Here is a 14,890-nt window from a genome sequence, read left to right on the forward strand (position 1 = left end):
CGTCTTTTAAAAATCATCTACTTTTTCTAAAATTGTTTTAAGTTTTTCCAGTTCGATGTAGTTGAGGTGAGCGATAGAAGCTCCTTGGTCTAAGGCATCGAGAAGTTCTTCGGCGGCATCTAAGTCTAAGTGACTAGGGGCGTAGCTGACGGCTTCCTGGGTGGCTTTTTGGAGAATATGTTTCAATTCTTGGATGTCTTGATCCATTAGATTATAGGAAACTCCATTTTCTAAAGCTCGCAGTAAATTATCCGCAATATCTAAAGCAATGGTGTTTAAAATTAAGTTGGGCGTGTTGTTAATTTCTGCAGTCATAAGTTCCACCTCTTTTGTTAGCGTTTTCTTTAATTTTATTTTACCACGAATAAAAAAATTCACAAATAAAAATCGGAACTAAAAATTTGAAAAGTTAAGTAATGAGTCGACAGGCAACAAAAATTACAAGTAATTATGACTAAAGTGTCCGAGATTCTGAGGTAATTGTTGTGAAAATTAGAAATGAAAGTCTTCGTAAGTTATGGACGAATAATTCTTAGGGGCTAATACTAATATCTAAAATCTTGTCATTAAAATGTAATATATTAAATGGAAGTCATGCTTTTGTATTTTTATAAAATGTATATTCATGGTTGAGTGTGCTTATAATTGTAATTTAAAATTAAGTATGTGCAAATAAGACCATAAATATCAAGGATTATTTGGTGAGAAAGGAAAAAGTATTTATCTGAGTAAAAATGTGTATAATCAAGATGGTTTGTTTTAAGAAAAGTTTAAGACATTGGTAATTTGGGTAAAATAGTGAACAGATTGTGATTTTAACTTGAAATTATTCGTTTGTATGGCATAAAATAAGGGTATTGAATTATATTTGAGAATGTATCTGAAAAAGTAAGGAAAATATAACTGAAGAAGAATAGAGGGGATTTTATTGAATAAGTCAAAGAAAGCTGCGTTATTAGGTACGGTGGGTGCTGCTGGAGCCGCTTTAGCTGGTACTAGTGTGGCAGTCCAAGCTGATTCTATCCACAAGGTTGTTCAAAATGATACTATTTGGACATTGTCGCAAAAATACGGTGTATCAATGGATAAGCTTCAAAGTGATAATAAGATTGACAAGAATACATCTTTAATTTACGTGGGCCAAGAATTAAAAATTGCGGATAATGAGCAAGGCCAAAATCAAAAGACTTCCGCAAATGAAAAAAGTGTTGTCATCCAAACGGGTGATACCTTATGGGATTTAGCCCAGAAGTATCATACTACTGTTGATGAGTTACGTCGTTTGAACAACATGCCGGCTGATGCCTTTATCTTACAAGTAGGGGCAACTTTAAAAGTTAGTGGCGAAGCCACTGCTATAGCAGCGCAAGCAACCCTCGCTGCGAGCCAAGCGTCAGCAGTTACGACTGATGTTCAAACAAGCGCTCCAGTGGCTACAACATCTGGTGTGGATACGGATACCACAAATGAAGCTGTTGCAAGCCAAGCGTCAGCAGTTACGACTGATGTTCAAACAAGCGCTCCAGTGGCTACAACATCTGGTGTGGATACGGATACCACAAATGAAGCTGTTGCGAGCCAAGCGTCAGCAGTTACGACTGATGTTCAAACAAGCGCTCCAGTGGCTACAACATCTACTGTGAATACGACCGCAGAGACTTCACAAGAACCTGTAACCTCGGCAAGTTCAACCGAAAGTGCAGCAACGACAGAAGTTTCGCCTCAAGCTGAAAATACCAAAGTTGCTAATAGTGCTACAACAAGTAGTCAAGCAGAAGCACCAGTTGTGGCTGCGGCCTCATCTACCGCACCTGAAACTCAAGAAGTTAGTGTCGCATCGATTGCACAAACCGCTGATAATACTACAAGCAATCAAGTAGTAGCTTCTAATGCTACTAGTCAGGTGGATACTAATACTCAAGTTGAAGCTAACAACTACGGGGTACAAGCTCAAGCTTATGCCAGTTCCTACCAGGAACCAGCGGCTGCAACTGAAGTACAAAATTCTTACCAAACTCCAATAGCCGAAACGAGTGCGCAAAGTAGTTACCAAGCAAGTTCTGAGACAAATACGCAAGCAACCAGCACCCAACCTCAAGCTGCGACATCTACTAGTGCTGATGGATCAGCAATTGCAAGCTATGCCCAAACTTTATCGGGAATTCCTTATGTTTGGGGTGGATCAACGACATCAGGTTTTGACTGCTCAGGTTTAACCCAGTATGTTTACAACCAATATGGTAAAGATATTGGACGGACAACTTACCAGCAACAATATGCTGGGACCAAAATTGATGTTTCCCAAGCCCAAGCAGGTGACCTCTTATTCTGGGGGAATTACGGTGATGCCTACCATGTAGGAATTTATACAGGCAATAATCAATACATGGCTGCTCATGATTTTGGTGAATTATCTTCAACCAAGTCAATTTCTCCATATTACCAACCATCCTTTGCGGTACACGTTAACTAAAAAGCGAAGAAAAATCCTTCCTCATTTCAGGGAAGGATTTTTAGTTTAAACTAAAGCTTCAAGACTAGTCTGTAAGCGTTTTAAGGCGTCGTCTTGGCATTCGGGATTTAAAAAAACATCGTGAATCGTTTGGTGACAGAGACTAGCCACAGCCCACATTTTGGGTGGAACTTCAATAGGCATAGGTTTTTGATTTAAAAAGGCTGCATTATAGATGATATGCATTTTGATAAGTTCGCGATATTGACTGTTAGAGGCCTGGCTTAGAAATTTGGCAGTTTGGTTAACAAAAAGTGCAACCGTATCTGCAGTCAACATAATTCGCGGAGTGTCATTATGGACTTCTTTGAGAACTTCTTGATAAAGATAATTGTAGGCATCTTTTTGGTCTTCAAAATACTTGTAAAAGGCACCTCGAGCGATTTGCGCGTCTTTAACAATCGGAGTAACTTGCGCTTGCGCTAGAGGTTGACGACTGTATTCATTTAAAAGGGCTTGGGTAATCCGGGCTTTTTTTTCAGCGGGTAAATTCATAAACGTTTGGCTAGGCATGTATCTACCTCCAGTTAAGGTTATCATTAGTTATTTTAAAGGGTTTAAGCTTGAGAAACAAGTAATTTGTGTGAAATTTACCGCATGTTAGTGAGGAAAATTCCCCTTTATTTTCAGTTATTAGGTTATCACGAAGGAATTTGTCCTGAATATTCTAAGCAAAAAAGTCTTAATTAATCTCGACTATTATGTTAAAAAACTTTTATTTTTGTTTTTCGACTAACATCCCATCTTGAAGTTCGTAAATTTTATCAGCAAACTTTTCCACCCGAATATCGTGTGTGACTACAATGATAGCCTTGTTTTGTTGGTGAGCTAAATCAGACAGCAAATTACCAACTTCTGTCACGCGCTGGGAGTCTAAAGCTGCTGTGGGTTCGTCAGCTAGGATAATTTCGGGATTCGCATAAAGGGCTCGTGCAATAGCAACTCTTTGTTTTTGTCCTCCAGATAAATGGTCAGGATACATGTGCAAGAGATTTTGGATGTCTAATTGAACAAGGATATTTTGGAAAGCTTGAGCATCAATATTAGGTGTTTTTTTGACTTTATCGACTAAAGAAAATTGTTGGGCTACGGTAAGATATGGTACCAGGTTATAGGCTTGTAAGATGAAACCAATTTTATTAAGACGAAGTTGTTCACGCTGTTTACCTTTAAGGTTGGCGATTTCTTGCTCTTCAATAGCAACTTGCCCAGAAGTTGGGGTTTGTAACCCCCCGGCAATGGTTAAAAAGGTACTCTTTCCCGAACCAGATGGTCCGAGAATTAAGATGAGTTCGCCAGCTTGAGCGCTAAAGTTAAGGTCTTTTAAGACATGGACCTTAGCAATTCCTTGTCCAAAATATTTATTAATGTTAGTTAATTTAATACTTGTTGTCATAAGTTTATCCTCCAATCACTGAAACCGGGTCGACTTTAGTTACCATACGCATTGGAATGAGAGCCCCCAGAATGGACATAAGAATTAGGCCAATGCTTACTAAGCTAGTAATAACAGGGTCGACAGTCATCGGTACAGATTCGGGTAAGGCATAACCGGTGATGGTGATAAAAATCAAGGCGATAACTACCCCACTAGCAGTTAAAAGGAAAGATTGAGCCAAAGTTGCGTTGATTAAGAAGCGGTTAGGTACTCCTTGTGCACGTAAGACGGCGTAGTTAGGTAGTTTTTGTAGGGTGACAATGTACAAGAAGACGGCAATGATAATCAAGGAGATAATCATTAAGAAACCAATCATGAAATAAAAGGTAGTATTTTGAGCAGAGTAACCAGGTAACTTATCGATAATATCAGTTAATGAGTAAGATTTAAGCGCTTTATCAGTGGTTTTAATGGAGTCATTTTTAGAGAAGACACCACTGGCTGCGAAACGGGGACCAACTTGGCTTAGTTCTTGCCAAGCGGGGATGGTTCCGTAAACAACAGGGACAATGTTTAATTTAGCTTTGTGAGTAAAACCTACAATAGTGTAAGCATGATCACTAGAATTAAGGCGGATTTTTTGATTTAACTTATAGCCCTTGGCTTGTAAGGAATCATCGAGAACAACTTGATACTTACGATGGACTTTTTTACCTGTAGTAAGTTCCATATCTTTGGCGATAAATTGATTTTCACGTAGACCAACAAAAGTCACGGCCTCCTTATCAGCGCCTTTACCAGTCAGAACTACTGAGGTTTCGGCCATAGCAGCATTATCTTTACCCTTGGTTAAGGCATCAACTTGGGCTTTGGTTAAGAGGGATTGGCGTAAGTTAACGTCAGCACTTTTATTTAAGACCCCACTTTTGACATGCCAAGAATAAAGAGCATCGGTATTTTCATTGGCCAAGCCTAAGGCTAAGCTGGTCATGATAAAAATTAAGTAAGCTAGGAGGGTGATCATGGCGATGACCAGTCCGTAGCGTAACTTTTCATGCTTGAGTTCATTAAAAGCTAGAAACATAAGATTTTCCTCCTTTGATGACGACTTGTCATTTCTTTGATTGTATTCTATCTCTTTGGTGACATGATGTCAATGTAGTTTTTAAAATTTTAGATATTTTGATTAAAATTTTAGCTGTTAAACATGCTATAATTAAACTAAGTCAAAATTAGCACTTTTTGGGGGTGGGAAAATGTTAAGAAAAATTCGTTTGAATTATCCAAGTAGCCGAGTGGTCCAGGTGGGGGATTTGGTGCAAAAGGATGGTAAAAATATGGTAATCATCAATATTTTACGAGCTTTTCCTCTTTTAGTGACAACACCGGAAAACCAAAGGGTAATTTATGAATGTTTAGCACAAGTTTATGGCACCCCAGATTATTCCCGAGATTATATGGAAACTACCACGACATTAGAATACAACCTTTATGATTTTGGACGAAATGTCTTACAGGTGGGGGACATTGTTAAGGATGACAGCACGGGAATTTGGGTTCAAGTGAACGAAATTTCAGAGATTCGGCGCCAGGAAAATAAATATACGGTGACTTATCGCTTCACCCCGGTTAGTGAATGGAGTCAAGCTGATATGGTTGCTTGTCTCGCTCAAAGCGCCGGGAGCTATATGCAAGTTTATAAAAAGGAAGATTAAAATGACGGTACAAGCAATCAATCGAGATCAACTTTTCTTAAGCCAAAAAGCTGCAAAGGCGACCCCAGCAGACCGCCAAGTAATTCAAGATTTAAAGGATACCTTGGCGGTTCATCGCCAGGAATGCGTTGGGATGGCGGCCAATATGATTGGTGTGAATAAAAAGATTATCATTGCCTCCATTGCGCCCATGCTTGATTTAATTATGGTTAATCCACGGATTACCGCCAAGTCGGGTGCTTTTAATACCATGGAAGGTTGTTTATCTTTAAAGGGTCAAAGACCGACCAAACGTTATCATGAGATTACGGTGGAATTTTTAAATGAAAATTTTGAAGCACGGGTACAAACCTTTAAAGATTGGCCGGCACAAATCATTCAACATGAACTTGACCACTGTCAAGGGATTATTATTTAAGCTATAATGGAAAGGGCATAGTGTTAAGCAATAATACGCAAAAATAATCAATTTTTGGTGCTTAGAATTTCTCGAGAACATTTTAATAAGTGTTCTCGCTTTTTTTATTTTCAGGAGGAAAATCATGCAAAAGAATGAACAGTCATCACGACAAATTGTGATGTGTCATCTCATGGCTATCATGAGAATTGATATCGAGAACGCAAAGAGGATTGTTGTTGAAATGGAAGAGTCTGGCTTAATCCAGTTTGATGACATGGGAAATGTTGGTCTGTTAGTGTTGGAGGGACAATCATGAAACGTAAGTTTGACTTCGTATTTTACAACTATTGATTTACTTCATTCAAAACACAAAATAGTGTTTTTAAATAAGATTAAAAACTAATATTTATATGAAAGCTACTCAACACCAGTGTTTTTAAAACTTGATATAAATCAATTATTATATTTCTATGCTCGGTTATACTGGATATAATAAAGGAGGTAGAAATTATGCAAAAATGGTTATCACGTTATCGGAATTGGTTGACAGCAATAACTGGTATTCTTATTATACTTGCTTTTTCATCCAAATGGGTTTTTAGTAGTGAGCAGGGCTCAGCTTATCTACTGTTTGTAGCTTCATTAGTTGGTGGTTTACCAATTTTTGTTCAAGCCTATCAAGCTCTTAGAGTTAAGGTAATTAGCATCGATCTCTTAGTAACTCTTGCTATTTTAGGGGCATTTGTTATTAAAGAGTTTGAAGAATCAGCTATTGTAGCTTTTCTTTTCTTATTTGGTGCATACTTAGAACAAAGAACATTAGCCAAGACACGTTCTGCGATTAAGAATCTCGTGGAGATGGTACCAGAGACTACTTTTCGTAAACTACACAATGGTGACTTTGAAGAGGTGTCAGTTGAAGAAGTTAATGAAGAAGATATTCTTTTAGTAAAAACTGGTGGAAAGATTCCAGTTGACGGTGAAGTGATATTTGGCTCTGGCACTGCAAATGAAGCAAGTATTACGGGCGAATCTATCCCAGTCTCTAAAGGTTTAAGAGATAAAGTTTTTGCTGGTACCATTCTTGAAAATGGTACTATACAAATACGTACTGAGAAGATTGGGGAAGATACAACTTTTGGGAAAATTATTGAATTAGTAGAAGAAGCACAGGACAGCAAGTCAAAAGCTGAGAGATTTATTGACCAATTTTCAAAATACTATACTCCTTTAGTTTTAGTGTTAGCGATTATTGTTTGGCTTATTAGCCGCAATATTGAGTTAGCCGTTACTATTTTGGTTCTTGGATGTCCTGGTGCACTGGTTATTGGCGTACCAGTTTCAAATGTATCAGGAATTGGAAACGGCGCACGACATGGCATTTTATTTAAGGGTAGTGATGTCATTACAAACTTTAGTAAAGTTGATACAATGTTATTTGATAAAACAGGAACATTAACTTATGGTAACCCTCAGGTTGCACAGACAATCTATTATAGCAGTGATAGGAGTCTTGCTGAGAGCTTACTGGCTAGTGTTGAGAGAGAATCAGATCATCCGCTCGCGAAAGCAATTGTGAACTATTACTCAGGTTCTGTAGTAGGGGTAATTGACTCAACAGAGGTCGTTCAAGGTGGGGGAGTTGTTGCTCGTATTCAAAATCACCAAGTTCTCGTTGGGAACTCTTATTTGATGAATCAATATAATATTCCTTTCACTAACCAGATGAAGAGCGACATAGCAGGGATGGAAGCAGAAGGGAATTCAATTGTCCTAACTGCTATTGATGGACAAATAGCTCTTGTTGTAGGAATTCGCGACCAGATTAGACAAGGGGTCAAGGAGGATTTAGAGACGCTTAAGAATATGGGAGTAAAAAATCTCATTCTATTATCTGGAGATAATCAAGGCACAGTTGATTTAGTTACTAATCAATTAGGCTTAACCGAGGCTTATGGTCATCTACTGCCAGAAGACAAGGCAGAATTTGTGAGAAAACGTCAGGCAAGTGGAGAAATAGTAGCATTTGTCGGAGATGGTATTAATGATAGCCCATCATTGGCCTTAGCAGATATTGGAATTGCCATGGGAAACGGTACAGATGTTGCCATTGAAACTTCAAATGTTGTTTTGATGAATTCGGATTTTCACAGAATCCCTCATGCGATTGGATTGGCTAAAGCTACACGACGTAATATGATTGAAAATATCTTCATTGCATTGCTAGTCGTAGTAGTTCTTCTTATCAGCGTTCTCTCAAGTTCGTGGATGAATATGGCAATTGGCATGTTTGTTCATGAAGGTAGCATTCTCGTAGTTATTTTGAATGCTATGAGGCTTTTAAAATATAAAAGAAAATAGAGATTCTTGATAGAAATCAATTTTTTATTCTAAATATCGTACTATACTAAAGATATAATAAAGAAAGGGAGTAAAAATGATGAAAAAAGCTATACTACAGCTTGAAACACTGGCTTGTCCAACATGTATGCAAAAAATTGAGGGAGCCATTAAAAGTGTAACAGGTGTCGATAAGGAAAGTGTCAAAGTTCTATTCAATGCCAGTAAGGCAAAAGTAAATTTTGACGCTAGTGTGATAAACATTAATGAAATTGTGAAGGCAGTGCAAGCAATTGGCTATGATGTCCTAAAAGTATCAGAAAAATAACAGGAGAAAGTTACAATGGTAAAACAATTTTTTGAAGCAAATGATGAGATGCTTGATCTATATACAAATGCTATTACAAAAGCTCATGGGAAAAATCATCCAGAAGTCTTTGATGTTCGCAAAGTTTATGAAACAATTCAACATAAAATTAGGAATAATAATTTGGACCTATCAAATGAATTTTCAGAACTAAGATCTCTTACAAAAGATTATACAATTCCAGATGATGCTTGTGAGACACTTACTAAAACTTATCAGCTATTAAAACAAATTGATGAATTATCTCAAGAATAGGTTTTATCAATTAGAAAGAGGCTATCCATGGTTCAACATATTTGTGTGACACTTGTACCATTATTCAATTATCTGTCAGAAGATGAACAGATTAAAATTAATAGATTGGCACAACACAAAAAATTTAAAAAAAATGAAATTGTTTTTAGACCAGGAGATGAAAATCTGGATATCGTGGCTCTCGGAAGTATGAAAGTATTCCAACTGTCTACAAATGGTGATGAACAGCTTTTACGGGTTGTTGAACCAGGTGGATATGAGGGTGAGAATCAGTTGTTCGGTATTAAAAATGAATCTCTTTTTGGTAAAACTCTTGAAACAACTGAAATTTGTAGATTAAGTAAACAAGCTTTTGATCAAGTAATGCTTAGTAATCCACAAATAGCTCTTAAATTATTTGAATTAAGTGCGCAAAAGATGATTCAAGTAGAGAAGCAGGCCCATATTTTATCTATGGAGCGTGTTGAGCAACGTTTAGCGAACTACCTCTTGGATCTGTCAAAAGTAGCGAACGATTATCGGTTCAGTTTACCTATGAAGATGATTGATATCGCGCGATATATAGGAACTACCCCTGAAACTCTTTCTAGAAAATTTAGATTTCTTGAGGATAATAGATTGATAAAACGTTCAGGTAGAAGAATAATTATTCTTAACGGAGATGGCTTAATTGATTTATGAGGTGAAAAATGTCATTTGACAAATTAAAGGAATATCTACCCTATCGAGGAGAAAAATATATTAAGCCGGAAAAGGCTGGTAATTATCTCCAGTATATGACGGATTTAAGGGACCTAGCTCGACAGGCCCGGGATGAATTCAGTTTAATCAGTAAATCTTTTGAAGACAGGGTAAAGCCATTTAAAGCAGAGCGTGTTAGTCAATGGATGAATCAATCTCAGCTATGTCGTCCACATTTTTGGTGTTACTTCCGATTGCCTTCCGATGATTTGGATAATTCAGCATTGGCTATTCGTCTTTATGGGGAATCTGATAATTTTGGAATTTCCGTTGAGGTTAGTTTTGTAGAAAGAAGGAGGTCTGAAAACAGTTTAGAAAAACAAAATAAAGTTTTGAATCTTCTTCCTTTTGGAGCCATGTATTATTTTGTACAAAAAAATGGTATAAGTTTCAAAATGGATGCAACAGAAGAAAATCGAAAGAGTTTACTAAAACAGGTCAAATCAGGTGAGGTTCGTAAGGTCTTGGTTAAACAGGATATTCCAATTGAGACTGACCACTCATTAGAACGGTTAATTGATGATCTATTAAAAAGTTTTGATGAATTACTGCCATTTTATAAGAAAACAAAGAAATAAACTAAAGGATAGGTAGAAGTAGCACCTATCCTTTAGTTTATAAAAATTATAGAAAGTCAAATTTATCCCAAAAAGAACGAAATAGTATAATTTTCTTTCCATTTCTATTTATTAATCTTTCTTCTTGAAAAGCTCTTAATTTACGGGATATAGTTTCAGAACTGGTAGCTAGATAGCTGGCTAGTTCTTTCAGTGAGACTGGTATCGTAATGGTCTCTTCAGTCATTACCTCTGAAGGGAGAGAGCTGACTGAAGTAGGTAGCTAAACGATCCTCCAGTCAACTACCCCAGTCTAAAGACTAGGGCTTGTGAGAAGGCAAGCCTTACGGCTTACCCGACCACAATTTGCATAGATACATCACTGCATGATTACAAAGTAATCACGTCTAACACGATAATTACCAATGCCTTTAGAGTCCGCAAGTTGCCAAACGGACTGCCTAGTTATGCTAGGCTTTTTTCTTTTTCCTTAGCTAGTTTTTCTAATCCTTTTTCAAGAATATTTTTAGAGGCATTAATGTCCCTAATATGGAATGTACCACAATTAGGACAAGTCCATTCCCTATCTTTGAGAGTTAGTTTTTCTGTACCTTTTGTCCCCATGGTAAACTTACAATCATTACACGCGATTTGCTAGTTTGTAATATTCAATAATTAGCAAAAAAGCTTAACAGGGTTAAACTCTAAATAAAAAACTAAAAACCAAAAAAGGAGTCAAACCATGTTAAGCTACCTCAAGATTAATAATAATGCTCAAACTTTTCAAGAGTTATTTTCCCAATATTGTCTACTTTTCGATAAATTAATTAAAAAGTATGTACCTATCAGGTACCGTGACAGAAGGAATATCGAACATACTAAAATTTCTGACGCTTCAATCATGGCTATGATGTGCCTTAAGGCACAATACCGTATATCGTCTTGGATTAGTTTTTACCGTCTGTTTAAGCTCACTTTACCTAATGGAACCAATGCTTGAATATTCTCGCCTTTTACGGAGAAGAAAACGTTTAGCCCCTTATTTTCAGTTAATTAGGCAAGGACTATTAACCCAAACATCTATAAGTACTATGGCGATTATGGACAGTTTTCCATTGCCACTTTGCCAACCTATTAGAAACGGAAGAGCCAAAATTTTTAGTGAAGTCGCAAATATTGGTTATAACGCAACTAAAAAGGTTTATTTGTATGGCTTTAAAATTCATATGGTAGTAAGTGTTACTGGCTTAATTTTGAAATATGAGAAGTAACACCTGCGTCAGTCAATGATGCCAAAGTGGCTCCAGAGTTAATATCTGGTTGCCCGTGCTAAGTTTTAGCAGACGCTGGATATATCGGTAAAAAGATAGTTCAAGAATTTAGGAAAATGGGTTATCAATTATAGACACCATTTCGTTCTAATATGAAGGGTGCCAAACGGCACAATAATTCATTGCTTAATCAAATTCGGCGAAGGATTGAAACGTGTTTTTCACAGCTAAAATTGTACGGTAGTGAAGAAACTCATAACCGTAGTTTAGAAGGGTTTCAAGCCGATTTTGAATCAATCGTAACACTGTATAATCTTCAAAAAATGGTACAAACTAGCAATTAGCGTATGAAAATAAGATTTGTATCTGTTGAAAATAATATCGCTGAATGGGCAGATAAAAAAGCACTTATGAGAAGATGGGAAGGATTAAAAGAGTTTTTAAGATGGAAACAAAGGACGGTAAAATAAAGAAAATCGTGGTATAATAGACATTGTCAAATTTTCTATTAAATATAGTTTCGATTTTCTTTTAGATAATACTAAAGAGGGCGATATTATGTATTATAGAACACGAAAAAATGCTAAAGGAGAAACTCGTTTTGAAGTAGTTGAAAAATACAAGGATCCACTTACAGGAAAGTGGAAGAATGCTACAGATGCTGTGATAAGATTGGTAAAATAGTCAACAGCGTAGAATATCAATATAATCCTCAAAAAAGCAAGAGATTTGGTCGGTTGAAACAAAATTGGTTAGAAACTTGGTCTGTTTCAGTGAAACCGCAAACTGTCAAAAGAGAAGCCTTTGTATTAAAGAGATTAGGAGATATTATTGGTGATGACTTTTTGCTTGAAAGCATTACGCCATTACTTCACACTCTTTTCGTGAGGTGTTAGCTAGAGTTGAACAGGAGCTAGTTGAAACTTGCGAAGAGAAATACTGATTTGGCTATGAGAGATATTATGGAGCGTGTAGGTCATGCTAATTATGAAACTACAATCGGCTATACTCATAGACAAACTAACGCTCAAGAAAAAGCAGTGAATACATTAAATAATTTTATTGATAAAAATCAAATTTCGTTCACTGCTTTAAAATCTTGGTCCTGTAAGTATTAAACGATTGGATTGAAAAACACTATGAAAGCAGAAAAACAAATTTAAATTTAGATGAATTCCGAAATATAATTGGAATTAAAAAAAGCTATCTTCCAAGGCATATTCATGTTAATATCCTACCAAAATTATTAAAAGACATTAACATTCAAATTTTGATATTAAATGTATTCGAGAAGGAAAGTAAAAAATTATTGGGTATGAAATGGTTTGGTAAAATTAGTCTAAATTTGGTGACTTTTTGGTGACCTGATAGAATTTTGACAAGTTTACCTCCATAAAACCCTTGATACGAAAGGAATTATACACTTATGGCTACTATTCAATGGTTTCCTGGTCACATGGCCAAAGCCTTACGTCAAGTTAAAGAAAACTTAAAATTAGTTGATGTCGTCTTAGAATTAGTCGACGCACGCTTGCCAGAATCATCCCGAAATCCACAATTAGAGGGACTTTTGGCTAACAAAAAATCTATTATCGTCCTTACCAAGATGGATTTGGCCGATCCTAAAGAAACGGAAAAGTGGGTGCGCTACTATGAAAGTCAAGGTCAACCAGCCGTAGCTATCAACTCAGTACAAGGTAGCCTGAAGGTCATTGAAAAGAAAATCAAGCAAGTTTTAGCGGAAAAGCTAGTCGCTAAAGAAGCCCGCGGGATTAAAAATCAACGTATCCGTGTCATGTGTATCGGGATTCCTAATGTGGGGAAATCGACATTATTAAACCACTTAGTTAAGAAAAATGTCGCCCAAGTTGGTAATAAGCCTGGGGTTACCAAGGCTCAACAATGGCTGAAAGCTGGGAAGGACTTACAATTATTGGATACCCCAGGGATTTTATGGCCGAAATTCGAAGATCCTTTGGTGGGTAAGAAACTAGCTTTAACAGGGGCCATCAAAGATACTTTGTACAATAAAGATGATGTGGCCCTATATGCTTTGGAACACTTTGTTGATACTAATCCACAAGCTTTAGCGGACCGCTACAAGTTGTCGGAAGCTGAAATTGATGATACGACGGTGGAATTACTTTTGGCCATTACCCGTAAGATGGGCTTTAAAGAAGATTACGACCGGGCCAGCGAACGTTTGATTTTTGAAATTCGACGTAGTAAGTTGGGGCGTTATACCTTAGATCCTGTACCTTTGACGGCTAAGCGTAGCGAGGATTAAGATGACTAAATTATCGATTGCTCAAGTTAAGGAATTACTGAAAACTAAAGTGACAGCGGAGGTTTTAGCTAATTTGGCACGAGATGAGCGTAAAGGCGTTCAAAACGCTTTGGTTGCCTACCAAAAGCGTCAGGCAAAAGTCACTCAAGCCAAGCTTGCATTTGCGGAACGCTTGCGTCTTGAACAAAATCTTTGGACTCAAGGTATCGAGTATGTTGCCGGTGTTGATGAAGTTGGGCGTGGGCCGCTAGCGGGACCGGTTGTGACGGCGGCGGTGATTTTACCGCATGATTTTGATTTATATGAAGTAAATGATTCTAAGCAATTATCGGTGGCTAAACGTGAAGAACTGTATGGGAAGATTCTTGAGCAAGCGTTGACAGTAAATATTGGTGTGGCTTCTAACCGTGTGATTGACCAGGTTAATATTTATGAGGCTACCAAAATGGCCATGAAAGAAGCGGTCTTAGGGCTTAAACTTACGCCACAACACCTATTGGTCGATGCCATGCCGATTGAATTAGATCTCCCTCAAACCAAGCTCATCAAAGGGGATGCTAAGTCTGCTTCAATTTCAGCTGCTAGTATCGTGGCCAAAGTAACTCGGGATCACTTAATGACTTTTTACGATCGCGTTTACCCGGGTTACGGCTTTAGCCAGAACGATGGTTATGGTACCAAGCAGCATTTGGCCGGCTTAGTTGAGCATGGAACGACGCCGATTCATCGGATGACTTTTGAACCAATTAAATCCAAGTATGTGAAGTAAAAAAAGTTTCTCTGCTTTTTAATGAAAAAGGAGCGTAAATCCCCCTACTTTAGTGGGGGGATATAAGCTCCACTCGATAGCTCGTAAGAGCTATTTTGTTTTTTTCTAAATATTCTTTAGCCAATTTAGATAATATCTCTGAAACGGATGAATGTTCCTTGACTGCTTGTATTTTCAAGCTATCATTAAGTTCAACATTCATATAGATATTTATCCTTTTTGTTTTCTGCCACAGCACTTATCTTGTGTAATTGAGTATATTTTATTATAATATAACTGTACTAAAGGAGGTGAAAAT

21 protein-coding genes are annotated in these 14,890 nt (G+C 37.2%); 14 read left to right on the forward strand and 7 right to left on the reverse strand.

Annotated features, from left to right (window positions below; translation table 11 throughout):
* Positions 1 to 6 precede the first annotated feature (6 nt).
* Positions 7 to 315, reverse strand: a complete 309-nt coding sequence (locus tag FC36_RS11290) for a hypothetical protein (RefSeq protein WP_023859478.1) — start codon at positions 313 to 315, stop codon at positions 7 to 9.
* Positions 316 to 928: 613 nt separating this feature from the next.
* On the opposite strand from FC36_RS11290, the gene FC36_RS11295 reads away from it, so the two are divergent.
* Positions 929 to 2,473 (forward strand): LysM peptidoglycan-binding domain-containing protein, encoded by a 1,545-nt coding sequence (locus FC36_RS11295; RefSeq protein ID WP_056986987.1) that lies wholly within the window; start codon positions 929 to 931, stop codon positions 2,471 to 2,473.
* Positions 2,474 to 2,518: 45 nt separating this feature from the next.
* On the opposite strand, the gene FC36_RS11300 is transcribed toward FC36_RS11295, so the two are convergent.
* The 3 genes from FC36_RS11300 to FC36_RS11310 form a co-directional block, all read right to left on the reverse strand.
* Entirely contained in the window at positions 2,519 to 3,025 is a 507-nt protein-coding gene (locus FC36_RS11300) for a TetR/AcrR family transcriptional regulator (protein ID WP_025021294.1), read from the reverse strand.
* Between the two features lie 202 nt (positions 3,026 to 3,227).
* Positions 3,228 to 3,908, reverse strand: a complete 681-nt coding sequence (locus tag FC36_RS11305; RefSeq protein WP_025021295.1) for an ABC transporter ATP-binding protein — start codon at positions 3,906 to 3,908, stop codon at positions 3,228 to 3,230.
* A 4-nt stretch (positions 3,909 to 3,912) separates the two neighbouring features.
* Positions 3,913 to 4,974 carry an ABC transporter permease gene (locus FC36_RS11310; protein WP_023859482.1) on the reverse strand — a complete coding sequence of 354 codons (1,062 nt, stop codon included), beginning with the start codon at positions 4,972 to 4,974 and terminating at the stop codon, positions 3,913 to 3,915.
* A 172-nt stretch (positions 4,975 to 5,146) separates the two neighbouring features.
* On the opposite strand from FC36_RS11310, the gene FC36_RS11315 reads away from it, so the two are divergent.
* The 8 genes from FC36_RS11315 (at position 5,147) to FC36_RS11345 (ending at position 10,286) form a co-directional block, all read left to right on the forward strand.
* Positions 5,147 to 5,605 carry a hypothetical protein gene (locus FC36_RS11315; RefSeq protein ID WP_056986989.1) on the forward strand — a complete coding sequence of 153 codons (459 nt, stop codon included), beginning with the start codon at positions 5,147 to 5,149 and terminating at the stop codon, positions 5,603 to 5,605.
* A 1-nt stretch (position 5,606) separates the two neighbouring features.
* Positions 5,607 to 6,023 (forward strand): peptide deformylase, encoded by a 417-nt coding sequence (locus tag FC36_RS11320; protein WP_023859484.1) that lies wholly within the window; start codon positions 5,607 to 5,609, stop codon positions 6,021 to 6,023.
* A gap of 124 nt (positions 6,024 to 6,147) precedes the next feature.
* Complete coding sequence (locus tag FC36_RS12285; RefSeq protein WP_023859485.1) at positions 6,148 to 6,321, forward strand: hypothetical protein; 174 nt, start codon at positions 6,148 to 6,150, stop codon at positions 6,319 to 6,321.
* 194 nt (positions 6,322 to 6,515) lie between these two features.
* A complete protein-coding gene (locus FC36_RS11325) occupies positions 6,516 to 8,366 on the forward strand; it encodes a heavy metal translocating P-type ATPase (protein WP_025021297.1) in 1,851 nt (616 codons plus the stop codon).
* 79 nt (positions 8,367 to 8,445) lie between these two features.
* Positions 8,446 to 8,673 (forward strand): heavy-metal-associated domain-containing protein, encoded by a 228-nt coding sequence (locus FC36_RS11330; RefSeq protein WP_025021298.1) that lies wholly within the window; start codon positions 8,446 to 8,448, stop codon positions 8,671 to 8,673.
* 15 nt (positions 8,674 to 8,688) lie between these two features.
* The gene (locus FC36_RS11335; RefSeq protein ID WP_025021299.1) at positions 8,689 to 8,967 is read left to right on the forward strand and encodes a hypothetical protein; all 279 of its coding nucleotides are present in this window, start codon (positions 8,689 to 8,691) and stop codon (positions 8,965 to 8,967) included.
* 27 nt (positions 8,968 to 8,994) lie between these two features.
* Positions 8,995 to 9,648, forward strand: a complete 654-nt coding sequence (locus tag FC36_RS11340; RefSeq protein WP_056986990.1) for a Crp/Fnr family transcriptional regulator — start codon at positions 8,995 to 8,997, stop codon at positions 9,646 to 9,648.
* 8 nt (positions 9,649 to 9,656) lie between these two features.
* Positions 9,657 to 10,286, forward strand: coding sequence for a hypothetical protein (locus FC36_RS11345; RefSeq protein ID WP_056986993.1), 630 nt, complete (start codon positions 9,657 to 9,659; stop codon positions 10,284 to 10,286).
* A 46-nt stretch (positions 10,287 to 10,332) separates the two neighbouring features.
* Here the strand turns inward: FC36_RS11345 and FC36_RS11745 are convergent, their stop codons facing one another.
* Both FC36_RS11745 and FC36_RS11750 read right to left on the reverse strand, forming a co-directional pair.
* Positions 10,333 to 10,512: a helix-turn-helix domain-containing protein gene (locus FC36_RS11745; RefSeq protein WP_235805826.1), complete on the reverse strand. Its 180-nt coding sequence runs from the start codon at positions 10,510 to 10,512 to the stop codon at positions 10,333 to 10,335.
* 218 nt (positions 10,513 to 10,730) lie between these two features.
* On the reverse strand, positions 10,731 to 10,916 hold the full coding sequence (locus FC36_RS11750) for a zinc ribbon domain-containing protein (RefSeq protein ID WP_420843347.1): 186 nt from the start codon (positions 10,914 to 10,916) through the stop codon (positions 10,731 to 10,733).
* Between the two features lie 449 nt (positions 10,917 to 11,365).
* Here FC36_RS11750 and FC36_RS12760 point away from each other — a divergent pair, with 449 nt between their 5' ends.
* From FC36_RS12760 to rnhB, 5 genes are all read left to right on the forward strand, one after another.
* On the forward strand, positions 11,366 to 11,536 hold the full coding sequence (locus tag FC36_RS12760; protein ID WP_420843348.1) for a transposase: 171 nt from the start codon (positions 11,366 to 11,368) through the stop codon (positions 11,534 to 11,536).
* Positions 11,537 to 12,094: 558 nt separating this feature from the next.
* Positions 12,095 to 12,220: a hypothetical protein gene (locus FC36_RS12765; protein WP_263640310.1), complete on the forward strand. Its 126-nt coding sequence runs from the start codon at positions 12,095 to 12,097 to the stop codon at positions 12,218 to 12,220.
* 233 nt (positions 12,221 to 12,453) lie between these two features.
* A complete protein-coding gene (locus FC36_RS12770) occupies positions 12,454 to 12,654 on the forward strand; it encodes a hypothetical protein (protein ID WP_025021303.1) in 201 nt (66 codons plus the stop codon).
* Between the two features lie 308 nt (positions 12,655 to 12,962).
* Positions 12,963 to 13,823 (forward strand): ribosome biogenesis GTPase YlqF, encoded by an 861-nt coding sequence (ylqF, locus tag FC36_RS11360; RefSeq protein ID WP_023859495.1) that lies wholly within the window; start codon positions 12,963 to 12,965, stop codon positions 13,821 to 13,823.
* A 1-nt stretch (position 13,824) separates the two neighbouring features.
* On the forward strand, positions 13,825 to 14,592 hold the full coding sequence (gene rnhB, locus FC36_RS11365; RefSeq protein ID WP_056986995.1) for a ribonuclease HII: 768 nt from the start codon (positions 13,825 to 13,827) through the stop codon (positions 14,590 to 14,592).
* A gap of 49 nt (positions 14,593 to 14,641) precedes the next feature.
* On the opposite strand, the gene FC36_RS12775 is transcribed toward rnhB, so the two are convergent.
* Positions 14,642 to 14,830 (reverse strand): ribbon-helix-helix domain-containing protein, encoded by a 189-nt coding sequence (locus FC36_RS12775; RefSeq protein ID WP_082614618.1) that lies wholly within the window; start codon positions 14,828 to 14,830, stop codon positions 14,642 to 14,644.
* Positions 14,831 to 14,890 lie beyond the last annotated feature (60 nt).

Origin of the sequence: Ligilactobacillus equi DSM 15833 = JCM 10991 (assembly GCF_001435735.1) — a bacterium.
Taxonomy (GTDB): domain Bacteria; phylum Bacillota; class Bacilli; order Lactobacillales; family Lactobacillaceae; genus Ligilactobacillus; species Ligilactobacillus equi.